The organism is Paenibacillus sp. CFBP 13594 (genome assembly GCF_014842675.1).
Lineage (GTDB): Bacteria > Bacillota > Bacilli > Paenibacillales > Paenibacillaceae > Paenibacillus > Paenibacillus amylolyticus_B.
Map to the genome: position 1 here is coordinate 503,319 of NZ_JACYVQ010000005.1, position 22,372 is coordinate 525,690.

Annotated in this window: 24 protein-coding genes; 2 read left to right on the forward strand and 22 right to left on the reverse strand. The window is 46.6% G+C overall.

Annotated features, from left to right (window positions below; translation table 11 throughout):
• Positions 1–46: 46 nt before the first annotated feature.
• From IFU39_RS18915 to IFU39_RS19005, 20 genes are all read right to left on the reverse strand, one after another.
• Positions 47–514, reverse strand: coding sequence for a YaiI/YqxD family protein (locus IFU39_RS18915; protein ID WP_017687254.1), 468 nt, complete (start codon positions 512–514; stop codon positions 47–49).
• A gap of 229 nt (positions 515–743) precedes the next feature.
• On the reverse strand, positions 744–2,819 hold the full coding sequence (glyS, locus tag IFU39_RS18920; RefSeq protein ID WP_192134207.1) for a glycine--tRNA ligase subunit beta: 2,076 nt from the start codon (positions 2,817–2,819) through the stop codon (positions 744–746).
• Complete coding sequence (gene glyQ, locus IFU39_RS18925) at positions 2,812–3,699, reverse strand: glycine--tRNA ligase subunit alpha (RefSeq protein WP_017687252.1); 888 nt, start codon at positions 3,697–3,699, stop codon at positions 2,812–2,814. Before glyQ ends, glyS begins: the two co-directional genes overlap by 8 nt.
• A 135-nt stretch (positions 3,700–3,834) precedes the next feature.
• Positions 3,835–3,960, reverse strand: coding sequence for a hypothetical protein (locus tag IFU39_RS33265; protein WP_274599277.1), 126 nt, complete (start codon positions 3,958–3,960; stop codon positions 3,835–3,837).
• Positions 3,961–4,109: 149 nt separating this feature from the next.
• Positions 4,110–4,862 (reverse strand): DNA repair protein RecO, encoded by a 753-nt coding sequence (gene recO, locus IFU39_RS18930; protein ID WP_047843778.1) that lies wholly within the window; start codon positions 4,860–4,862, stop codon positions 4,110–4,112.
• A gap of 33 nt (positions 4,863–4,895) precedes the next feature.
• Positions 4,896–5,036, reverse strand: a complete 141-nt coding sequence (locus IFU39_RS18935; RefSeq protein WP_091013993.1) for a YqzL family protein — start codon at positions 5,034–5,036, stop codon at positions 4,896–4,898.
• Positions 5,037–5,140: 104 nt separating this feature from the next.
• The gene (gene era / locus IFU39_RS18940; RefSeq protein ID WP_047843779.1) at positions 5,141–6,040 is read right to left on the reverse strand and encodes a GTPase Era; all 900 of its coding nucleotides are present in this window, start codon (positions 6,038–6,040) and stop codon (positions 5,141–5,143) included.
• A 37-nt stretch (positions 6,041–6,077) separates the two neighbouring features.
• Entirely contained in the window at positions 6,078–6,491 is a 414-nt protein-coding gene (locus IFU39_RS18945) for a cytidine deaminase (protein ID WP_036615035.1), read from the reverse strand.
• Between the two features lie 307 nt (positions 6,492–6,798).
• Entirely contained in the window at positions 6,799–7,170 is a 372-nt protein-coding gene (locus IFU39_RS18950; protein ID WP_017687246.1) for a diacylglycerol kinase family protein, read from the reverse strand.
• Entirely contained in the window at positions 7,170–7,667 is a 498-nt protein-coding gene (gene ybeY / locus IFU39_RS18955; RefSeq protein WP_036674804.1) for an rRNA maturation RNase YbeY, read from the reverse strand. The genes IFU39_RS18950 and ybeY overlap by 1 nt, the downstream gene beginning before the upstream one ends.
• Before the next feature lie 218 nt (positions 7,668–7,885).
• Positions 7,886–10,135: an HD family phosphohydrolase gene (locus IFU39_RS18960; RefSeq protein WP_091013988.1), complete on the reverse strand. Its 2,250-nt coding sequence runs from the start codon at positions 10,133–10,135 to the stop codon at positions 7,886–7,888.
• A gap of 16 nt (positions 10,136–10,151) precedes the next feature.
• Positions 10,152–11,123, reverse strand: a complete 972-nt coding sequence (locus IFU39_RS18965) for a PhoH family protein (RefSeq protein WP_192134209.1) — start codon at positions 11,121–11,123, stop codon at positions 10,152–10,154.
• Between the two features lie 6 nt (positions 11,124–11,129).
• Positions 11,130–12,323, reverse strand: coding sequence for a sporulation protein YqfD (gene yqfD / locus IFU39_RS18970; RefSeq protein ID WP_091013986.1), 1,194 nt, complete (start codon positions 12,321–12,323; stop codon positions 11,130–11,132).
• A complete protein-coding gene (gene yqfC, locus IFU39_RS18975) occupies positions 12,320–12,613 on the reverse strand; it encodes a sporulation protein YqfC (RefSeq protein WP_017687241.1) in 294 nt (97 codons plus the stop codon). The genes yqfD and yqfC overlap by 4 nt, the downstream gene beginning before the upstream one ends.
• Positions 12,614–12,792: 179 nt before the next feature.
• Positions 12,793–13,392, reverse strand: coding sequence for a hypothetical protein (locus tag IFU39_RS18980; protein WP_091013984.1), 600 nt, complete (start codon positions 13,390–13,392; stop codon positions 12,793–12,795).
• Between the two features lie 13 nt (positions 13,393–13,405).
• Positions 13,406–14,416, reverse strand: a complete 1,011-nt coding sequence (gene floA / locus IFU39_RS18985) for a flotillin-like protein FloA (protein WP_091013981.1) — start codon at positions 14,414–14,416, stop codon at positions 13,406–13,408.
• A gap of 159 nt (positions 14,417–14,575) precedes the next feature.
• Positions 14,576–15,898 carry an NfeD family protein gene (locus tag IFU39_RS18990; protein WP_091014395.1) on the reverse strand — a complete coding sequence of 441 codons (1,323 nt, stop codon included), beginning with the start codon at positions 15,896–15,898 and terminating at the stop codon, positions 14,576–14,578.
• Between the two features lie 282 nt (positions 15,899–16,180).
• Positions 16,181–16,624, reverse strand: coding sequence for a GatB/YqeY domain-containing protein (locus tag IFU39_RS18995; RefSeq protein ID WP_017687237.1), 444 nt, complete (start codon positions 16,622–16,624; stop codon positions 16,181–16,183).
• Positions 16,625–16,639: 15 nt separating this feature from the next.
• On the reverse strand, positions 16,640–16,813 hold the full coding sequence (gene rpsU, locus IFU39_RS19000; RefSeq protein WP_005547957.1) for a 30S ribosomal protein S21: 174 nt from the start codon (positions 16,811–16,813) through the stop codon (positions 16,640–16,642).
• A 232-nt stretch (positions 16,814–17,045) separates the two neighbouring features.
• Positions 17,046–17,405: a histidine triad nucleotide-binding protein gene (locus tag IFU39_RS19005; RefSeq protein ID WP_017687236.1), complete on the reverse strand. Its 360-nt coding sequence runs from the start codon at positions 17,403–17,405 to the stop codon at positions 17,046–17,048.
• A gap of 304 nt (positions 17,406–17,709) precedes the next feature.
• Here IFU39_RS19005 and IFU39_RS19010 point away from each other — a divergent pair, with 304 nt between their 5' ends.
• Both IFU39_RS19010 and IFU39_RS19015 read left to right on the forward strand, forming a co-directional pair.
• Complete coding sequence (locus IFU39_RS19010; protein WP_192134211.1) at positions 17,710–18,633, forward strand: PLP-dependent cysteine synthase family protein; 924 nt, start codon at positions 17,710–17,712, stop codon at positions 18,631–18,633.
• A gap of 1 nt (position 18,634) precedes the next feature.
• Complete coding sequence (locus tag IFU39_RS19015) at positions 18,635–19,768, forward strand: bifunctional cystathionine gamma-lyase/homocysteine desulfhydrase (protein WP_192134213.1); 1,134 nt, start codon at positions 18,635–18,637, stop codon at positions 19,766–19,768.
• 311 nt (positions 19,769–20,079) lie between these two features.
• Here the strand turns inward: IFU39_RS19015 and IFU39_RS19020 are convergent, their stop codons facing one another.
• Together IFU39_RS19020 and IFU39_RS32990 are read right to left on the reverse strand one after the other, a co-directional pair.
• Complete coding sequence (locus IFU39_RS19020) at positions 20,080–20,424, reverse strand: hypothetical protein (protein ID WP_105599735.1); 345 nt, start codon at positions 20,422–20,424, stop codon at positions 20,080–20,082.
• Between the two features lie 500 nt (positions 20,425–20,924).
• Positions 20,925–22,372 (reverse strand): SbcC/MukB-like Walker B domain-containing protein (locus tag IFU39_RS32990; RefSeq protein WP_274599278.1); only part of this gene is annotated, 1,448 nt, incomplete at its 5' end.

The following is a 22,372-nucleotide window of genomic DNA, read 5'->3' on the forward strand; positions in this document are numbered from 1 at the left end:
TCTGGCCACCTTCATCTCTTCAACACGTAAATATAATTCGATAAACTTACACATTCTCCTGCAAATCTTTTAAAAGTTTTGTCAGTTTATGTTGAAACATTTCTCGATCCTGCTCTGTGAAAGGCTTTGGGCCTTTCCCGTAATGACCTCTTTTTCGTGCTTTGGCCGCAGTATGACGAGAATCCAACATGAAATCAATGTCACGATCGTTGAACTCACGACCACGAAAGGACAAAACATAACAACGTTTGCCAAGCGCAAGTGCCGCAAGTCCATAGTCCTGAGTGATAACCACATCATATGGCTTAATATGATTAGCAATATACAGGTCTGCGCTCTGATCACTGCGATCCACTTGCACGGTTCGTACCCCTTCTCCTCCTTGAAGCAAATGATCAAATGAAGAGACTAACAATACGGGGATGTTGAAAAGGCGAGCGGTTTGCGCAATCTCGGTTTTGACCGGGCAAGCATCACCATCCACAACAATGTGGCGTATATTTAACTCACTCAAACCCAGACCACCCGGTTTCATAAAATAGCTGCATATTGTTATATACGACCCCGGCCAGGCAAAATCCTTCTGCCGGAACGAGGGAAATCAAAGGCTAAAATACGGAGCGGTTGTCAAAAATACATTTCACAACCCGTTCCGTATATTTATACCCTCATATATCCTTCTTTAATACTGAATTTTAGCTTTGCGCCAAGTCTGTGGAAAAGGACTCATGAAATATGTCCAATTACCAAACCAACTTTGAAAAATCAGCAAAGCCTTTCAAGTCACGATCAATAGCCGCGAGCAAGGCAAGTCGATTCGCTCGAACAGCTTCATCTTCAGCCATAACCATGACCGAATCGAAGAATGAGGTAATACCATCCTTCCAGGCAGATGCAATAGCCAGTGCTTCAGCAGCATGATGCTGAGTCAACGCCTGGCGATATTCTGCATTCGTTTTGCTCCATGCCTCATGTAGTTGACGTTCTCCATCTTCTGTGAACAGTTCTGGATGTACGGAAGCATTGGATGCTTTGGCAGCCAGATTACCCACACGGTTGAACGATTCAACCGTTGTTTTGAATGCGTCTCCTGTCAGAACAGCCGCCATCAACGCTTCACCTTTTGGAACCACGGCGCTGATATCATCGAATCCGGAAGAAATTACGGCATCCACTACGTCGTAGCGAACGGTTTCGGACAACAATTTTTTCACACGAAGACCAAAGAAGTCTTGCAGATCTTTACGAACCTCTTCATCTGCACGTTTCAACAAGTTCATCTGGGCATGTACTTGAAGTGCTACTCCGAACACGTCTGACAATGTCAGCGGAAGCTTGTGATCCAGCAAAATCTGTACAATACCTGCAGCCTGACGGCGCAGCGCGTACGGATCCTGAGAACCCGTTGGAATAATGTTGATGGAGAAACAACCCACGATTGTATCCATTTTGTCCGCTGCACTCACAATGGCACCAACAAGAGAAGCAGGGGATTGATCTCCAGCGAAACGTGGCTGATAGTGTTCGAATACCGCTTTGGCCACTTCTTCTTTTTCGCCGGCTTTACGAGCGTAATCCTCACCCATCACACCTTGCAGTTCAGGGAATTCTCCCACCATCAGTGTCACCAGATCGAATTTGCAGATATCTGCTGAGCGGCTAACGGATTCTGCAACATCACCGGATACTTGCAGTTTGGCAGCAACACCATCGGCAATCTTGCGAATACGACGCACTTTATCTCCAACCGTTCCCAATTCTTCCTGGAAGACGATACTTTCCAGCTTCGACAATGCATCCTTAATCTGTAACTTCTGATCTTCCTCATAGAAGAACTTGGCATCAGACAGACGTGCACGCAGAACTTTTTCATTCCCTCTGGCAATAACGTCCAGTGAATCACTTCCACCATTACGTACTGTCACGAAGAATGGCAACAATTGTCCTTCACTGTCCAGTACAGGGAAATAACGCTGATGCTCACGCATAGAAGTAATCAATACTTCTTGTGGAATATTCAAGAATGAGGAGTCAAATGTCCCGAACAATACGGTAGGTGTTTCCACCAGGAACAGAACTTCCTCCAGCAAGTCTTCCTTAATCGCAATATCCCATTTTTTCTCAGCAGCCAGTGCCTGAATCTGGGATACAATCATCTGTTCACGTTCCTGGATATCAGCAATGACATGTTCGGAACGCAACACTTCCACGTATGAAGACGGAGTGGAGATCACAGCCTCCTTACCGAGGAAACGATGTCCACGAGTTACATTACCCGACTTAACACCTGTCACTTCCAGATCGATAACCTCACTGCCGAGCATAGCCACAATCCAGCGGATTGGACGTACAAATTTGAAATCATAGGAAGCCCAACGCATGAATTTCGGGAACGTCATGGCATGTAATACAGAAAGTAATCCTTCGCCAACTACAGAAGCCGTCTCCACACCTTTGCTGCTCTTCGTTGCATAGATATATTCAACGCCGTTCAGTTCCTTGAACGTGAACTGGTCGGGTTCAACACCTTGACTGCGGGCGAATCCGAGTGCAGCCTTGCTCCAATTGCCACTGTCATCCAGGGCAATTTTGCGTGAAGGACCTTTCACTTCTTCCTCGATATCTTCCTGCTTTTCAGCCACATTGTGAATCAAAACAGCCAGACGGCGCGGTGTAGCATATGCATTCACTTCACCATAAGCAATGCGGGATGCGTCAAGCCATTTCACGACACGTTCTTGCAGCTGTGCGATTGCTGCGCGCATAAAGCGTGCAGGTACTTCTTCCAGCCCTATTTCAAACAACAGATCCTTAGACATGCTCGGCTCCCCCTTTCTTGATCAGCGGGAAGCCTAGCTTCTCACGCTCTTCCATATATGTTGCAGCGACTTGGCGAGCCAGATTACGAACACGTGTGATGTAACCCGTACGTTCCGTTACACTGATGGCTCCACGTGCATCCAACAGGTTGAACGTGTGGGAACACTTCAGCACATAGTCATATGCCGGGAATACCAGATGCTGCGCCATGGCCTTGTTTGCTTCTTCTTCATGCATGTTGAAGAGTGTAAACAGCATTTTGACATCAGATACTTCAAACGTATATTTAGAGTGTTCGAATTCTGGCTGACGGAATACATCACCATAAGTGATACCTTCAACCCATTCCAGATCAAACACATTCTCTTTATCCTGAATGTAAGAAGCCAAACGCTCCATACCGTACGTAATTTCAACAGCTACCGGATTTGTCTCGATACCACCAACCTGTTGGAAATACGTAAATTGCGTAATTTCCATGCCGTCCAACCAGACTTCCCAACCAAGACCTGCACAACCAAGGGAAGGATTCTCCCAGTTATCTTCAACAAACCGAATATCATGTTTGAGCGGGTCAATGCCCAGACGCTTTAGACTTTCCAGGTAAATTTCCTGAATATTGTCCGGAGAAGGCTTGATGATTACCTGGAACTGATGATGCTGGTAGAGCCGGTTAGGGTTCTCACCATAACGTCCATCCGAAGGACGACGGGAAGGCTCCACATAGGCCACTTTCCAAGGTTCGGGTCCAAGCGAGCGTAAAAAGGTCATCGGGTTCATCGTACCTGCCCCTTTTTCCGTATCGTATGGCTGGACAATAATACAGTTATGCTCGGCCCAGAATTGTTGCAGCGTTAGAATCATCTGCTGAAAATTCATAATCATGCTCCTTTTCAATGGTTTGTTAGCAAGCTTAGGACGGTGAAGACAACAATAAATAGCCCCCGTCCTACGCCTGTTGTACAGACGTAGGGACGAGAGCTATTCCCGCGGTTCCACCCTACTTGGCTTAGATCAAACAGGATGATCCTGTTCGTTCCAGCCCACTTTTCCGTGTCCATTCATGCTCCCGAGTGCCGTTTCAAAGACCGATTCAGCCAGGCTCCCACCATCCCCGGCTCGCTCATTCATGATTACCAAGTGTTAAACAAAGACTTGTCTCCATAAATGCAATAAATCCAGTCTTTTACTTTCTCGTTCAATGCATGTCTCATAAAGAGAAATTATATTTCATAATATATAAAATCTAGTATGAAGTCAAGATATAGTTTCACTTCCACCAAAACGCCTCAAATCCCGTACTTCTCCATCTGATCGAGGAAAGAACGGGATTTAAGATTCAGACCAAGCTGATGATCCATAAAGGCACGCATCAACTTTTTGATCTCATCACGGGTAGACTCACTCACTGATATATTCCCCAAGCGCTGCAGATCCAACTGCGCGAACAAACGCAACAACTTCAGAGCCTTTGGACTTACGGACATCGCGGGAGGATCGAAATGTTTGCATGCTCGACATAAGACGCCACCAAGTCTGGGACTTATGAACAACTGCTCATCTGGTCGCTCCTGGTTGCAGGAGATGCACTCATCGAACTGTGGACCATATCCGGATGCCTGTAATATTTTCATTTCGTACAGACTTGTAATAACAACCGGGTCTTTCTCTTCCTTCAACGCCTGCAAACACGCCTTTAACTGTTTGAACCAAAATGTACCTGTCTCTTCATCCTGAAGCACCCGATCCAATAGTTCACACGCATAAGAAGCATATGAGGCCTTGACCAGATCTTCACGCAACTCATGATAAGATTCAACAATTTCTCCAGCGTTCAGTGTGCCTAGACCTGTATTGCGAAAATATACATATTGACCATACGTAAACGGCTGCACCAGTGCAGCATGTCGGCTCTTGGGCTTTTTGGCACCGCGGACGAGTACCCCTACTTTCCCGCCGCTTTCGGTGCAAAGCGTAATGATTTTGTTCCCTTCGCCGTAGTCCATGCTGCGGATGACAATCCCTTCCACCCTGTATAGCATGCCTCGTCACCTAACCATTCCCGAATCAGCCAGTTATCCTTCGGCTTCTTCATCTTCAATCACTTCCCTTGCATGATCCGACTCCTGTCCTAACGAGTTACACGCCTCGGTATATAACAAATAGGACTCTACATCCCCCGTCATCGCAAAAACCTTCCACGAAAAATCTCGCATCGGAATTTCATCCTCTCTTCGGAAATGACGTCTGCATCTACCAAATAGGATGGAGTCTTGCAAGGTAAACTATGTGTTGCAATTACTGGATACAATTCCGACGATCAGTCGCGGCCAAAGCCAAGGTCACGCAGAACTCTATCCTGATTTCTCCAGTCTTTTTTCACTTTAACCCACAGGTCCATGAAAATTTTGGAGCCGAGCAAGTTTTGAATATCGTGTCGAGCTCGTTTACCTACTTCTTTCAGAAGGGCACCCTGCTTCCCGATAATGATCCCTTTTTGGGAATCCCGTTCTACAAAAATGACAGCTGAGATATAAACGACACCGTTATCTTGCACTTTCATATCTTCGATCGTTACAGCAATGGAGTGAGGCACTTCTTCACGAGTCATTTGCAGAATTTTCTCACGAATCAACTCGGCACATACAAACTGCTCCGGATGGTCAGTAACCTGGTCATCAGGATAGTACTGTGGACCTTCTGGCAAATACTTGCCGAGCTGTTCCAGCAACGTGCTGACATTGCTGCCAAGCATGGCAGAGACAGGAACGATTTCAGCGAAATCGTGAAGCTTGCGATACGTCTCAATGAGTGGCAGCAGTGCTTCCGGCTCAATTTTGTCAATTTTATTCATGACAAGAATGACAGGTGTACGGATATTTTTCAATTGTTCCGCAATGTAACGGTCACCGCCACCCAAACCCTCCGAAGCGTCAATCAGGAACAGTGCTGCTTCTACTTCTCCGAGCGTATTCAAAGCAGTCTGGTTCATGTAATCGCCAAGTTTGGATTGACGTTTGTGAATACCGGGTGTATCCAGGAAAACGATTTGCTGATGTTCGGATGTATACACACCATGAATTTTATTACGTGTGGTTTGTGGCTTGTCCGACATAATCGCAATTTTCTGTCCGATCACCTGGTTCATCAATGTGGATTTACCTACGTTTGGACGTCCAATAATGGCTACAAAACCGGATTTAAATGCTTGTTTTTTCATATGTTCCTCCTCAGGCGCCTAGGCCTGGAATATTGGTTTATTTTTTGGCAGAATTCAGATCAGAAGGCCCAAAAGCCCAAGGTAACAGTTCAGCAACGGTGGTCTCTTGCAGATCACCTTTCAAGTTCCCCAAGATGACTTTCATATCAGGTTCACACAGTTCGTACATGACCTGACGACATACGCCACATGGAGCAATCGGACCATCCGTGTCGCCCACAATGGCAATCGCTGTGAAGCTGCGAGGCTTCTGCCCACCTGCAATGGCACTGAACATCGCCGTACGCTCAGCACAGTTACCTGGTGTATACGCAGCATTCTCAATATTACAACCATGATGCACATGACCTTCACTGTCAAGCAAAGCCGCGCCAACACCAAAATGGGAGTAAGGCGTATACGCCTTCGTACGTGCCTTAATTGCTTCTTGCATTAACAAACCGTTATCCATTAATGTTCTCTCCCTTAGGGTGCAATATAAAGTTACTACCTACGGATTAAGTTCAACCAAAGCCAAATTCACACTAGCCACTCCGAGTCCAGAATAACCCTTCGATCGCTGTTATCCCCAGATTTTTTGATTCACTTTTTCATTGTGAAAATCCGGGGATAAAGGCGAACGCTTCGCTTCTACGGTTTATTCCTGCCCTCTTCGTTATCGTGTAATGTCAACAAGTTCAACTTAAAAAAGGTCTAACTTCACAAATTTGTGTAGTATTAAAATCAAACAAAACGAATCAAAACAAAGTTAATACAAATCAGTACAAACCTAACCAGCTCATCACCGGCTTAATGAAAACGATACAACCGATGATGACGGCGAATACCGCAGCCAGAAGAACTGCCCCGGCCGCGGTATCCTTTGCCGCTTTTGCCAGCGGATGGATATGGGGGTGTGCCAAGTCAACCGCTGCCTCTACAGCCGTGTTCATCAATTCAGTCACCAGGACCAAAAAGACAGCGGTCAGCACAAACATCCAATCCGTTCTTGAGATTCTGAAAAAAAAGCCGGCTACACACATCAAAATAGCCACTCCCGTGTGAACTCTCACATTACGCTGAGTCCGCAACCCATATGCGATTCCTTCCGCAGCATTGCGGAATACCAGACCCCAGGAGCGTCTTTTCATTATCGTGTCAACCCGGCCTGGGCCAATACCGCTTCTTGTTTGCCCATCATTTCAGCCTCACTTGCTTCATCCTGATGGTCGTATCCGAGCAGGTGCAAGAAACCATGGACAAACAGAAAACCAAGTTCACGTTCAAATGAGTGTCCATACTCTTCACTTTGCAGGATGGTCCGTGGTACGGAAATGATGATGTCTCCAAGAACATCCGGCATTTCTTCCATTTCTTCATCTTCGTCCAGCTCATAGATAATATCTAGTTCTTCATCCACCGTTTCGTTCATCGCAAAAGACAGTACATCCGTAGGACGGTCAATGCCGCGATAATCACGGTTCAACTCATGGATCTGCTCATCATTCACAAAAGTCAGAGCCACTTCTCCGTCTGCAACACCTTCCGCTTCTCCAGCTAGATTCAGCAACTGTTCCAGCATTGCAATCATCGGTTCTGTAATTTCTTTATCCTGTTGTTCATTATTCCATGCCAGGTTAAGACTCATTCTTTCATAACTCCTGTCTACTAATATTAGAGGTTGTTCAAAAAGCCCGCTTTTGATTACGAAGGATGCCTAGGGGCATCATCAGCATCGAATATGGAATTCAGCCGAAATGTCCGTTGCTCACGTAGTTTTCCCTACGCTCCGCTACTCCATTTCTAGCTTCATCCCATCTTCTCGGTACTGAAAACCGACCTTTTTGAACACGAACTATTATTGAATTAGCCTGCTTCGGGTGAAGTGGGCTTTGGTTTCTTAATCTCCTCCGGATATTCTATCCTGGAGTGGAAGATACCCATCACCGTTTCCTTCAATGTCCTAGCGACGATATCCAGTTCACGCATCGTAAGGTCACAATCATTGAATTGATGATCGTCCAATCGTCCTTTAATAATCTTCTCAATCATGGACTCCACTTGCTCCACGGTCGGTTTGCGCAAAGATCTCACAGCAGCCTCCACACTATCGGCAATGCCAACAATAGCCGATTCCTTGGACTGAGCCTTCGGCCCAGGGTAACGGAAATCTTCTTCCGTGAAATCAGGCTCAACGCCTGCTTCTTCCGCCTGGCGCAGTGCTTTGTGATAGAAATAGTGGAGAAATGTCGTGCCGTGATGCTGTTCCGCAATATCCCGAATAGGTCTGGGCAGCTTGTAATCCTTCTGCATTTCCACCCCATCGCGCGCATGGGCAACGATAATGGATTTGCTCAGTTTCGGATCAATTGAATCATGCGGATTCTCCATATTGTTTTGATTTTCAATAAAATAGATGGGCCGCTTTGTCTTGCCAATATCATGATAATACGAACCCACTCGGCAGAGCAATCCGTTAGCTCCTATGGCTTCTGCTGCTGCTTCGGACAGATTACCTACCATAACGCTGTGATGATAGGTACCCGGTGTCTCCGTCAGCAACTTGCGAAGAAGCGGATGGTTCGGATTAGATAGTTCTACCAGTTTGAGCGCTGACAAAATGCCAAATGAAGTTTCGAAAAATGGCATCAGCCCAATGACCAGTATGGCAGTCAGCACTCCACCAGCAAATGCAAACCCAACGCCATACAGTGTCGTAGTTCGATTCCAATCGCCCGAGTCAATCAAAGCCAGGGTGAAAACGGCTATGGACCCGAACAGACAGACCATAATGGCCCCTTTCAGGATCGTTGATCGCTGGCTAGCCTTATGAGTTGCGAAGATCGCAACAAATGAAACTAATACAGCGAAGAAACCCAGTTCGAAGTCAAAAAGTTGACCCTGATGCGTATTCAAAATAATGCTGGACAACATACCGATCAAAATCGAACATACAAAGGCAAGCGACGTATCCAGCAAGAGCGCAATTAACATCGCTCCTACCGCAACAGGTGCAAGGAAGCCAACATAAGACCTCTCATTGGTCTGGATAATCGCCGTCACATGCATAACCACAATCGTAATAATAAAAATGAGAACAAGCATCAACAGCTGGGCATTATTATACTTAAAATGTGTTCCGCTGCCTTGCTGAATATACATCAGAATGGCTGCTGACAACAGGCAGGAAAACATAAGAAGCCCAAGCTGCGGCCAGTAGTTCACTTCATTTTTCAGCAAATCATTTTCATCCAGCAAAGTATACATCTCCGGAGTGATCATCTCACCCTTGGCAACTAATGTGTCCCCTTGCTTGATAAAGACGGTTTGCGTGTTCTCACGCGCCTGTACTTTGGCTTCCTTGGTTCCCTCTTCATCGTAGAAACGGTTCGCTGTCACCACTAGGCGAGCAAGCTCTTGCACGACCTCACGTTGCGTTCGCTTACCAAGAGAGCTGACACTCACCATTTCAGCTACTTTGGCACGGGCAGTGGTTGCATCGCTGATCTGATCCGTCATTAACCGGGCAACAATATCCCTCGCAACCGGTTTCATCTCCTGGATATCATCCGATGTCAGACGCGAGATTTTGATGTAAGTTTCTTCGGGAATACGGTAGCTTTGCTCCTGTACCACATTTCTGATCTCTTCCAAAAGAGTCTCGGAGTATGTACCGGCTTTCCGATTATTATTGATATAGTTGGTCACAAAGTCCTTCTGGCGCTGCGGAATTTCATCCTTATAAATATCAATCTTGTCCTGACTTGAAATCTGATCATCCTGATTTAATCGATCTACACGGTCAAGCAGGGTAGTCATCAAATTTTCGTTTCGCAACTGGACAATCTGAAATATCGGCTGTACCCGTTCTGCAGCTTCTTCCTGTGCTTTGAGTGTGGCCTTGTTATTCGGAATCTGCATGGGCGCAGCAATATCCACTTCACTCCGTGTACCTTCCTGAATATCATACCGCTCAGGGAGCAACTTGGAAGCCAGACTCACGTAGAAAAGAATCACCAGAAACAAAAACAGAAGATAGCGTGCCCACACGCTATACTTCCATCCTGTAGCCTTATTCTGAAAAGATTTGCCTTTTGACGGTTCCTTCGAGGTCACTTTAGACAATCCCTTTCTATGCTTGATTTTCTGCGGCGTGGTTGTAAGCCACGATAATTTTCTGGACAAGGGAATGCCGGACAACATCTTGCTCGGCAAAATAGACAAATCCAATCTCGTTAACTTCGTTCAAGATCGTATTCGCTTCCACAAGTCCGGATTTCTTACCACGCGGTAAATCAATCTGTGTCACATCTCCGGTGATGACCATTTTGGAGCCAAAACCAAGACGGGTTAGAAACATCTTCATCTGTTCCGGCGTTGTATTCTGTGCTTCATCCAGAATGATGAAGGAGTCATCCAGCGTACGCCCCCGCATATAGGCGAGTGGCGCGATTTCGATCAACCCTCGCTCCAGTGCCTTAGCGGTCTGTTCCTGTCCCATAACGTCATACAGGGCATCGTACAGTGGTCTCAGATACGGGTCTACCTTCTCCTGAAGATCACCTGGCAAAAACCCAAGACTCTCTCCCGCTTCAACAGCAGGCCGTGTGAGTACAATGCGTTTGACGCTGCCTTCTTTAATTGCAGCAACAGCCAGTACAACAGCAAGGTAGGTTTTACCCGTACCGGCAGGACCAATGCCAAATACAATATCACGTTTTTTAATTGTAGTTACATAGTGCTTCTGTCCAATGGTTTTAACACGGATTGGTTTACCTCGGTATGTCGTCGTAATCTCGCCCTTGAACAGATCCAATAGCTGGTCTGCCCGCATATCCTTGGCAAGTTCAATCGCATACTTCACATCTCTTTCAGTTAACACATATCCGTTGCGTATCAATTGCAGTAACACATCAAATAATTGTTCAAGCGATTCCACTTGCTTTGCGTTGCCGAAAATCACAATCTCCGCTTCACGGGATGCAATCTGGGCAGGAATCTCGGATTCAATCAGTTTAAGAAAAGTATCTTGGGGTCCAAAAAGAGACTGACCCTCTCCCGCACTCTGGAGCGAGATTTGTATGCTGCGTGTTTGCTCTGACAAATATCCTCATTCTCCTTGACTATGGACTAGCGGAAGTTCCTCCGCAATGCTTTCTTCTACTTCAAATAAGACTTTCATATAAACTTTACCATTCTCTTTCTTCTCATGCAAAATTTTTTCACTTATAATTTTCGTTCCTTTACCGTTTTTGGCGATAATGTCGTTCCTTGCTCCTTCCAATCCTTTCGTTCTGGCCCATTCTATCGTCTGCTGTTCCTCATGCTCTCGGGTCTCCAGATCTTTCTCTGTCAGCCAACCCATCGGGAGTGTGAAGGATCGCCACGTCAATGGTCTGTGATTACTCTCGGTATCAAATGAACTGAACGGTGTACTACCGTACCCCCACAGTTGGATCGCCCAATTCCCCAGCACCATGTAAAAACGTTCTTTGCTCTCACCTGTCATTGTATTATGTTTTTGCACCAGTGGAACCTCTACCTGATACTCACGCCACACCAGACCACGAACTTCACCTTTGGCAACGATGGTTTTGGTGTTCTCCTCATCCCCGAGAATCCCCGAGATCAATACCTGACCCTTTTTGACACGCATGTCCTTCTGAACTACAGGGCGTCCCTGCTCCGCATAGATTTGAGTGACAACAGCATCTGACTTGCTAATCAGATGTCTAGGGTTCAGTAATGGTTCGCGCTTTGGTTGGGCAGATTCTACGACCTGAATGGTAATGGTTGTCCCCTCTTTGCTGACGCCAATCCAGGTTACATCCGGCAGAGCGAGTGCAAGCTGCCTGGAGAGCTTGTCTTGGCTTTCCAGACGGAACCCCCATTGGAAAGGATATATGCCCTCTTTCTTCGCTGCTGCGAGCACCTCGTCGGTGGGAATGGTGACGTTACCCTTGACCTCCACATCCCATACCATGGACGACAACGCAAACAAAGCTACCACAAAAAACAGCATCCCCCCAAGAAAGAACTTCCTCCGCAATAAACGGGCCGCAAAAAAGGGGAAACCGCTGCGATGGGTTACTTTCACCCTGCAGCCTGTCCGTTTCAACACAGGACGCAACCTGAAAAAATGCGGCAGCAGAATGTTCATCTCTGCCACGCGTCCATCGTGAGCACGCAGGTTCCAAACTTCCAGTCCCTGCTCTGCCACCGTGTTAATTAATGTTTCAATGTCTCCCCCAGTGACCGTGATTCGGACTGCTCCCCGCAGTTTATACAGACTGGGCTGCTTCATCCGTTCCCCTCCACTCCATTCATATGAATATCCAGAATCGTTCCTTCAACAGCTACTTCATCCGGCAAAATATTACGTATCACCAAGGCAGTTCCTTTGATCTCTAACTGGCCTTGGGAAAGAGCCAACACGATACGATCCGGCGTGAAATGGATGACACCGCGATGATTCTCTATATACAGTTGCTTACTGCCGATCAGGGTTAACCGTGGCATATCATAAAGCACATCCTGCGGCAGATCCAACACTTCACTGGTCCATCTGCGCAGCTTGCGGCTGATCCGGGTCATTCGAAGGTCTTCCCCCTTCCTCTACAGTTCAACTTATGCGCAGATTCATGAATTTATGAAAATTCCGGAGCGTGTTAGGTAGGAATGTTGAGAAAAAAGTGAAGAACACAGAAAAAGCCGTCTCTGGCGGCTTTTGGCTCACCAGAGACGGCTCTATTCCCGTCCAACAGCATAACTTACTACAGTTTCCCTCTTGTACCAAACGGCTGCTTGGAACGGGGGGGACCCAGTACTTCTGCCCATAATACACCTGTGCGGACATCTTCAGAACGAAGTGGAGACACTCCCGATTCACCCGTGCTGGGTATATCCCAACTGGAATCAGACACAACAGGTTTATTCGCAGAAGAGAAGCGATTTAATCTCTCTTGAATCAAGCGCTGCTGTTCTTCCATACCTCTCATCTGTGCCTCAAGTGAATTCTCCATGGCACTCATCGTGCCCTCACTTCTGTAGTCAGTTTCGGGGCGAGAAGATGCAGCAGGCTCTGAATACGGCTCATCATACTGATTCTTATATTGCACGTCATCATACCGATCGTCATACTGTTCATCATAGCGGGGGTCTGCAGGTCCGGAAGACTGCTGCGGAGATGAATTGTCTCTTGAACGTTCATCCCGGCCTGAATCACCACTGCCTCCAAATGTAGGCATCCCGTTGGCAGGACGCTTTTTGTTCGGATCAGCCGATTTGGCAGCTTTCCCCAAGAAGGAGAAGAGTGCAAAACCGATGACGGCCACAATATACAGATTATTAAAAATCCATTCAAATAGGCCCATATGCACTCACCGCCTATCTTCCGTTTTTGGAATCACCCTGATCGTTGGAATTCGAACCTTCACCAGGTTTTCCTAATGTGTTGCGCATCTGAGTATCCGCTTCAATATTTTTGAGATTCATGTAATCCATAACACCAATTTTCCCACTACGTAAAGCCTCTGCCATTGCAAGTGGTACTGCGGATTCAGACTCAACAACACGCGCTCTCATTTCCACAACGCGCGCTTTCATCTCTTGTTCTTGGGCTACAGCCATTGCACGACGCTCTTCTGCTTTCGCCTGAGCAATTCGCTTGTCAGCTTCTGCCTGCTCGGTTTGCAGGAATGCACCAATATTTTTACCAATATCCACGTCCGCAATATCAATGGACAGTATCTCAAAGGCAGTTCCAGAATCCAGTCCTTTGGACAGGACTGTACGAGAGATCAGATCCGGATTTTCCAACACCACTTTATGCGTTTCTGCTGAACCGTTGGTACTTACGATCCCTTCACCGACACGGGCAATGATCGTCTCTTCACCGGCACCGCCGACGAGTCGGTCAATATTCGCACGAACTGTAATTCTTGCTCGAACTTTAACTTCAATACCATCTTTTGCCACCGCAGATACAACAGGCGTTTCGATAACACGCGGGTTAACACTCATTTGGACCGCCTGTAATACGTCACGACCAGCAAGGTCAATCGCAGCAGCACGTTCGAATTCAAGTGGAATGTTTGCACGCTGAGCAGCAATCAGAGCGTTTACAACACGGTCAACATTACCACCCGCCAGAAAGTGACTTTCCAGTTGGTTCATGGTTAATTCAAGGCCCGCTTTTCTTGCTTTAATCAGAGGATTTACGATCCTGCTAGGTGTTACACGTCTAAGTCTCATGGCTACCAGTGTAATGATACTAACACGGACACCGGATGCAATAGCTGAGATCCAGAGCATGACCGGGAAAAAGCTGAAAAATACGCTCAGTACGATAATCGCAACTACCGCAATGAGCAAAACCGTAATCATAGTTGGTTCCATAGTAAAATTTCCTCCATTTGCAATTCAAATTTGATAAATACTTCAACAGTCATTCATGAATCCGCTGCTAAAATAAAGAATGCACCACCTCGCTGGCAGCTTCAGCGAAGTGGTTATGTACATTGCCGAAACGTTAATCCGCTTCGACAACAGAGCGGGTTACACCGGTAATGCTTGCTGAACCACAATCCGGGTGCCTTCCGCTTTAATCACAATAATCGGGGTATCAATGGGAATAAAGTCTCCATCCGATACAACATCAATTCGCTCACCCTCAAACATCGCTGTTCCAGAAGGTCGAAGCGGTGTAAGACTGATGCCTTGTAGTCCAATCAACTCTTTACGCTCGGTAGCGGATGAGTATCCACGCTCAGCTGACAGACTGTCACTCAAAATGAATCGATTCCATATCCCTCTATCTTTAAACAGTACTGCAATAATCGCAATCACTACCAATGCTGCTCCGAAAGCGATACCCAGGGAAACGAATGCGTCACTCGTATCATAAGCAGCCCTCACAACACCTGCAACAAGCGCAATTGATCCCAGAATGCCCAAAATACCCATGCTTGGTATGAACATCTCCAGAATCATCAAGATGAGTCCAACAGTGAACAATACCCACGTCTCTGCTCCTGCAAAACCGGCAACGTAATTTCCTGAGAAATACAGGACAAAACATACAATACCAACAATACCAGGTACTCCGAACCCAGGAACGATCAATTCAATGGCCACACCTGCGATTCCGAGGAACAACAATATGGTCATGACAACCGGATTCGTAAGAAAGGATGAGATATTCTCTGCTGTCGTCCGTTCTACCTTAAATACATCATCCTGGCTGTAACCGAGCCACGTTGCCGCTTCTTCCGGTGTGTTGCTGATGTGGTCGGCATAACCAACTTTCAGCGCTTCTTCAGCCGAGAGAGCAATAATTTCACCTTTTTGCTTGGTTTTATTAATCTCTGGCATTTCAACAACCATGTTAACATCCGTCATTCCAGCTGCAATCTTGCCATCACGACCACTGATCTCAGCTGCTCCCTGCATTTTGCTTTTCCAGAACGCAACAAGCTTTGGATCCTCAACATGTTTACCCGTACTGTCCACCATTGCTGCCGCACCAATCATACTGCCTGGTGACATTACGATCTTATCTGCATTCAGAGCCAGAAAACTCCCGGCTGAAGCAGCATCTCCACGAACAAATGCAACAGTCTCAATCGGACTGTCCTTGATCAGGGTACCCAATGCTTCTGCAGTGTCGACACGGCCTCCCGGCGTATTGATATCAAGAACGATCAGGCCAGCATTCATCTCTTCTGCTTGCTTGAACCCGCGTTCCATGAACTTGCCAAGTCCCTGCTCGATTGGTTTATCAACCGGAATAATATATACGGCACCACTCTTCTCAGCTGCATGCGCTGACGGTGATCCAATCCAGACAGGAAGCAACAGCGTCAGCAGCATTAAGAGCATCAATGGCCCCGTAAGCTTCTTCCGGCGCTTTCCCTTCACAATAGTCCCCCCTTTTCCATTAATGTTATACTGTCCAGCTTATGGTATTTATTACGTGCAATGCAACATTTCGTTTCAAAATCTTAAAATTATATTTGAAAACTCGATCAATTGCAAGAATAAAAATCCATAATAATATATATTAACCATTAAAAAGAAATTTCGTCATCCCAAGGACATCATGCTTTCTGATAAATGGAAAAAACACCTCCTGACAAGTCAGAAGGTGTTTATTGATTTGCTTTATTGCAGAAATTGTTGAACTGCTTGATTTACCAGTTTGCCGTCCGCTTTGCCTTTAACTTTTGGCATAAGGGCCGCCATGACTTTCCCCATCTCGGCTTTCGAAGAAGCACCGGTTTCCTGGATGGTCTGCTGTACAATAACTTTAATTTCTTCTTCGGTAAGCTGTGTGGGAAGGTACTGGATGAGTACTTCAATTTCCGCTTTTGCATTTGCCGCGAGATCTTCACGGCCCGCTTTGTCAAATTCTTGGAGGGCATCTTTGCGCTGTTTGATTTCACGACTCAGGATATCAAGCACTTCGTTGTCATCCAAATCTCTTTTCAAATCTATTTCAAGATTCTTGATCGTCGAACGAATCAACCGAATGTTGGAGAGTCTGAACTTGTCCTTACTCTTCATCGCTTGCTTCATATCTTCGTTCAATCGTTCGCTAAGATTCATGTAATTAAAATCCTCCTAAAACTTTCTCTTACGAGCAGCCTCGGACTTTTTCTTGCGCTTTACGCTTGGCTTCTCATAATGCTTACGTTTCTTCACCTCAGCCAATACGCCATCTTTAGCGATGGAGCGTTTAAAACGACGAAGTGCAGCATCAATAGTCTCGTTTTTGCGAACTTTAGTTTCAGACACCAGTTTTCCCTCCCTCCGACCAGACCGTCCAAGAGCAATAACACGGTTCATCATCTTACATTATAGGCGAAAGATAATAAAGGTGTCAACCTCAATGTAATGATCACTTATTTGAATCCATTTTAAAACTCAAAGGTATTATGAAATGAATTCATTATATAAGCATTTGGTCACACATTCGTGGATTTAATGCATATGACTAAATCCTCAATATTAGTACCCATTAGCTCGTTTATTTGTGAGAATCGGACAGACTTGTCAACACGCCAAGTCTGGTACCACCCAACAAATGGTAATGCAGATGATGAACGGTTTGTTCTCCATCCTTACCACAATTGTTGATCAAACGATATCCTGTTTCCTCCACGCCAAGACGCTTCGCCGCTTCTTGAGCAGCCAGATGAATCTCGCCGATCAATGGCAGATCTTCTGCAGTAACTTCATTCATGGAAGCAATATGTTTCTTCGGAATGACAAGAACATGTGTCGGTGCAGCGGGCTGGATGTCATGAAAAACGATAACATGGTCGTTCTCCAGTACTTTATTGGAGGGAATGGTGCCCTCTACAATTTTGCAAAATAAGCAATCCATAGTTCATACCCTCCTTTGTATTCCAGTGTATGTATTCCCTTCTATCATACTAGAAGTAAAAACCCACGTCCAATCTCTAGACACACAACCAGGCATTCCAGGTCAACTCTCCATTCCCCTGCCTTTCAGTGATCTATTTCAATAGATTGCAGGTGATGAGACAACAATTAGGAATTCATCATAATCAGTCATATATAGAGGTATGTATTACAGACCATTTTATCGAAATATGATTTTAACACGCACCTTTCCCAAGTAAACCAATATGTATAGTTAATAAACTCCAAAAAGGAGATTGGTTAATTTGACCGTTTATCAACATGTACAGGAACTTATAGGTAATACACCTCTGCTTGAATTAACCCGTTATCCATTACAGGAAGGAATCCGCCTATTCGCCAAGCTGGAATTCATGAATCCCGGAGGAAGTGTGAAAGACCGGAGCGGCAAGTTTTTATTGGAGAAGGCCTTGGCACGAGGAGATGTTAAGCCAGGTGGAACGGTGATCGAAGCTACCGCAGGCAACACAGGAATTGGTCTTGCAATGGCGGCTGTAGGCCTGAATTTAAAGGTCATTTTCACCGTACCTCAGAAGTTCAGCGTTGAGAAGCAGCAGTTGATGAAAGCCCTTGGAGCTACGGTCGTGAACACACCCACATCCGAAGGAATCACCGGTGCCATACGCAAGGCGGAATCGCTGGCCAAAGAAATACCGGATTCGTATATTCCAGGTCAGTTCTCCAATGCGGATAATCCACTCGCACATTATGAACATCTGGGCCCTGAGATTTGGCATGATCTGAACGGGCAGGTGGATGTATATATCGCCGGAGCTGGGTCTGGCGGAACTTTCATGGGAGTATCTCGCTATTTGAAGGAGCAAAATCCGTTAATCAAAACATGTATCGTAGAACCCGAAGGTTCGATTCTCGCAGGAGGTCCCTCCGGACCTCATCGTACAGAAGGAATAGGAGTCGAAACGTTATCTCCTTTTATGGATGTGAATTATTTTGATGCCATTCATACGATCTCAGATGAAGATGCCTTTGAACGTGTTAAGGATCTAGCCTTGTTGGAAGGCTTACTGGTAGGAAGTTCCTCAGGTGCAGCTATGCAAGCCGCATTAAACGAAGCTGTTCACGCAGCTCCCGGAAGTAACATCGTCGTTATTTTCCCGGATAGCAGCGAACGGTATTTAAGCCAAAATATCTATAATGGAGGACAATGAAATGAGACCAAAAACCAAGTTGATTCATGCAGGTATTGTTGGTGATCCACACACTGGAGCAGTGAGTGTACCGATCTATCAAGTAAGCACGTATGAGCAGGAATCGGTTGGCGTACACAAAGGATACGAATATTCACGAACAGGTAACCCTACCCGTCATGCGTTGGAAGAAGTCATTAAAGAGCTGGAGGATGGCGTTCGAGGGTTTGCTTTTAGTTCGGGGATGGCTGCAATTCACGCTGTACTGTCTCTGCTGGAAACTGGAGATCACGTCATACTGACGGATGACGTATATGGCGGGACTTATCGCATTTTCACCAAGGTGCTGAATCGTCTGGGGATCGAGTCTACCTTTGTAGATACTACCTCACTACAAGCACTGGAGCAGGCTTTGCAATCCAATACAAAGGCCATTTATGTAGAAACACCTACTAATCCGTTACTCAAGGTCACTGATATTGCTGCTGTAGCGAAATGGTCAAAGCAACATGAATTGTTATTCATTGTGGACAACACGTTTAGTACGCCTTATTGGCAAACTCCGCTGGCTCTGGGGGCAGATATTGTACTGCATTCTGCAACGAAATATATCGGTGGGCATAGTGATGTCGTGGCAGGACTTGCGGTTGTCAACAGCGAGCAACTTGGGGAAGATCTGCATTTTATCCAAAATGCAATCGGCGCAGTCCTGGGACCTATGGATTCCTGGCTACTAATGCGCGGTCTGAAAACTTTGGGATTGCGCATGGAAGCGCAAGAACGCAATACAGAGCAGCTTGTGACATTTTTGAATCAGCACCCGACAGTGAGCAAAGTCTATTATCCCGGGTTGCCCGACCATCCGCAGCACAAACTCGCTTCCATACAAGCAAGAGGATATGGCGGTATGGTTTCCTTTGATGTAGGTAGTGCTCAAAAAGTGGATGATGTGTTAAGCAAAGTCCGTTATTTCACGTTGGCTGAAAGTCTGGGCGCGGTGGAAAGTCTAATATCTGTACCTGCCCGAATGACACATGCTTCCATTCCCTATGAACGTCGGCAAGAATTGGGGATCACGGATGGTTTGATTCGGATCTCCGTTGGGATCGAGGATGTGGAGGATTTACTTGAGGATTTGAAATTTGCATTAAGTTGAGGGCATTTTGAAGTCCATGCTGGTTTGTCGTCGATCTTATACTAATTAGGTTCCAAAAGGTCATACCTTACAGAAGTTCGCTTCTGCACAGGCATGACCTTTTGGATGTTCGTATGTTGCCAGTTGTATTGCAATGACTGTTGCGATACATCAGGCTGAGACTCCGTATGTGATAAGACCTCTCTATCTCTTGCTGTACGGTACCATGAATGAAACATCCATCCTCAGCTTGATATTTTCAAGATTTTCATAGGATGCCCATAGGGTACATAAGAATGTTTCACTTGCAGTTATGAATGTTTTTTCTAATTTCAATAGTACGGTAAAAGGGTTAACGCTGTAAGCGCAAATAACGGGAGCACCAGTCGGTTAAAACGTCTACGGCCATAACCATAATACGGATAAGGCGTAGGGTAGCCGTAACCTGGATAAAATCCGCGAGTATGACCTATCGGATAGTTCCCTCCAGGCATTGCATTTGGAGCCCAGTTCGCATGATTCACCATGGCTTCCGGTCCAACGGGAACAGCCAGGTAGATCATTTCGTCATCCACATTTTCCATAATGCCATCGTAGTGCATACCGTCATTCATCTGTACACATACATAACGGTGCATGTGTTCCTTGCATATTTTCTTCGCTTCCACTTTTTCCACTTGCCAACGCCTCCCTGATTCTGCTCTTGATCACCTTTTCATGGTATTCAGAACTGGGCGAATTGACACTACTGACGAGAAAACACAAAAAAAAGAAGCACCCCGTGAGCGGCTTCCTTGGAAGGCTGCTGCGCGGACATCTATTCAGGAAACGTCCTGATCAGATGTCCGCCGGGGTACTTAAAACAAGTTTGTCGGCTTAACTGTAGTATAACAGCGGGATGAACCTGTATCTGTGATGTAACTCACTCCGCTATATTATAAAAGCAAGAAAAGAAATATTTTTACAAAAATAATATTCCGTAATAGTGCGTGTTTAAAAAAGGCGGTTTTCAGTATCAAAAAGACGCTTATTTCGGCTGAATTCCATATTCGATGTTGATGATGCCGCTAGGCACCATTCGTAATCAAAAGCGGACTTTTTGAACAACCCCTATTATTCATTTTGCTTGGACTATTAGAGGCGCTTCTATGTTCTATATTGCTTACACATTTGCCCTCTACAGAGTCTCCAAGACCACACGTGAGCCGTTTCCGGCCTCCCCTGCCGGAATTACCACAAGTTTGCGCGGCAAGCGTGCACGCAGTTCAGGCACGTGACTGATTACACCAACAGCCAATCGGTCGTCATGCAACTTTTCCAAAGATGTAATGACGGTATCCAACAGTTCAGGATCAAGGGTACCAAACCCTTCATCCAGGAAGAAGAATTGAAGTGGGTACTGACCTCGCAGCTGAATCTGGGCCGACAGTGCCAAGGCCAGTGACAACGAAGTCAAAAACGTCTCGCCACCGGATAACGTCGATACCGGTCGTTTGACTCCTCCGTTGGCATCATCACAGATCACAAAACCACCACCGGAATCCACCTCCAGTGAATAACGTTGTTTAGTCAGGAAGCGCAGACGCTGAGATGCCGCATGACTGACCTGCATCAGTTGTTCCTCTGCAATATATTCAACAAATGCATTACCTCTGAATGCGGATTGAAGTTTGCTGAGCAGTTCGCCTTGACGGCTGACCTCCAACCTCTTGTTCTCCAGTTCGGTCCAGCGAACATGTCGCTGCTCCACATCCTCCAGATCACGTTCTGCACGTGCTTTCGCACGTAGGGCAGTCTCATCCTGAGCCCGGACCTGCTGCAAACGTTCAGTGCAGGCTAACCACTGCTCCTCCGATACAACTGCACCACCCAGCTTTTGTTCCAGTTCACGCAATTGGGATGCCAATTCACGCTCACGTTCACGGTGCTGCTGGATCTCGCCCGCCAGTCGTTCCGCTTCCTGGGAAGGTATCGCCGCGGACACAACGGCATCATCCGAGTCGAACGGGGATTGTTCCAGCAATTGATTCCACCGTTCCTGTGCCTGTTGCAGATGCTCTGTTGCCGAGGCGGCAGCCTGCTGAGCCATGACATCTTTCTTGGCTGATTCCTGCTTCAGATGATCCGCTTCTTTGAAGCGTTGTGCCGACTCCGCAGCTTCTTTCCGCAGTCCATCCAGACGAGCCTGAGCCGCAGCAATCAGGTCTTCTACCCGCTGCTGCCCAACCCACTGGCGCAAGCGTTCTTCTTTCTCGGCGAGCAGTTTGTTATTGCCCTGCCACTGCGTTTGCCACTGGATCAGTTGTTTGTCCAATTCCACCAGCTTCTGCTGAAGCGATTGAATGATCTGATCTTTTTCCTCAAGGAATGTCACGCTTTTATTCAGACGTTCCTTGATGTCTTCGGCGCGCGCATCGCGCTCCTGCATCGCCTGATAGAGGGCCTTGGCCTCCTCCTGAGCGATGCCCGGCAGTTCCGCGGTCCAGCGGCCCTGCAAGGCAGCCGCTGCGGCCTCGCTCTCGGCCAGCTTGCGCTCCGCCTGGGCGAGCCCGGCACGGCCGGCCTCTTGCGCAGCTGCCGCTTCCATGCGGCGCTGCTGCGCGCCCACAGCCGCCTGCTGCAACG

Coding starts and splice junctions, on each gene's coding strand:
- yqfD (WP_091013986.1), bottom strand. CDS start 12,323: ATGAAGCAGCCCAGTCTGTATAAACTGCGGGGAGCAGTCCGAATCACG.
- IFU39_RS18950 (WP_017687246.1), bottom strand. CDS start 7,170: ATGAAAAGACGCTCCTGGGGTCTGGTATTCCGCAATGCTGCGGAAGGA.
- IFU39_RS19005 (WP_017687236.1), bottom strand. CDS start 17,405: ATGGATTGCTTATTTTGCAAAATTGTAGAGGGCACCATTCCCTCCAAT.
- glyS (WP_192134207.1), bottom strand. CDS start 2,819: ATGTCTAAGGATCTGTTGTTTGAAATAGGGCTGGAAGAAGTACCTGCA.
- IFU39_RS18990 (WP_091014395.1), bottom strand. CDS start 15,898: ATGCTCTTAATGCTGCTGACGCTGTTGCTTCCTGTCTGGATTGGATCA.
- IFU39_RS18980 (WP_091013984.1), bottom strand. CDS start 13,392: ATGGGCCTATTTGAATGGATTTTTAATAATCTGTATATTGTGGCCGTC.
- IFU39_RS18945 (WP_036615035.1), bottom strand. CDS start 6,491: ATGGATAACGGTTTGTTAATGCAAGAAGCAATTAAGGCACGTACGAAG.
- glyQ (WP_017687252.1), bottom strand. CDS start 3,699: ATGAATTTTCAGCAGATGATTCTAACGCTGCAACAATTCTGGGCCGAG.
- ybeY (WP_036674804.1), bottom strand. CDS start 7,667: ATGAGTCTTAACCTGGCATGGAATAATGAACAACAGGATAAAGAAATT.
- recO (WP_047843778.1), bottom strand. CDS start 4,862: ATGCTATACAGGGTGGAAGGGATTGTCATCCGCAGCATGGACTACGGC.
- IFU39_RS18995 (WP_017687237.1), bottom strand. CDS start 16,624: ATGAATCTTAGCGAACGATTGAACGAAGATATGAAGCAAGCGATGAAG.
- IFU39_RS19015 (WP_192134213.1), top strand. CDS start 18,635: ATGAGACCAAAAACCAAGTTGATTCATGCAGGTATTGTTGGTGATCCA.
- yqfC (WP_017687241.1), bottom strand. CDS start 12,613: ATGACCCGGATCAGCCGCAAGCTGCGCAGATGGACCAGTGAAGTGTTG.
- floA (WP_091013981.1), bottom strand. CDS start 14,416: ATGGAACCAACTATGATTACGGTTTTGCTCATTGCGGTAGTTGCGATT.
- era (WP_047843779.1), bottom strand. CDS start 6,040: ATGAAAAAACAAGCATTTAAATCCGGTTTTGTAGCCATTATTGGACGT.
- IFU39_RS18935 (WP_091013993.1), bottom strand. CDS start 5,036: ATGCGAGATTTTTCGTGGAAGGTTTTTGCGATGACGGGGGATGTAGAG.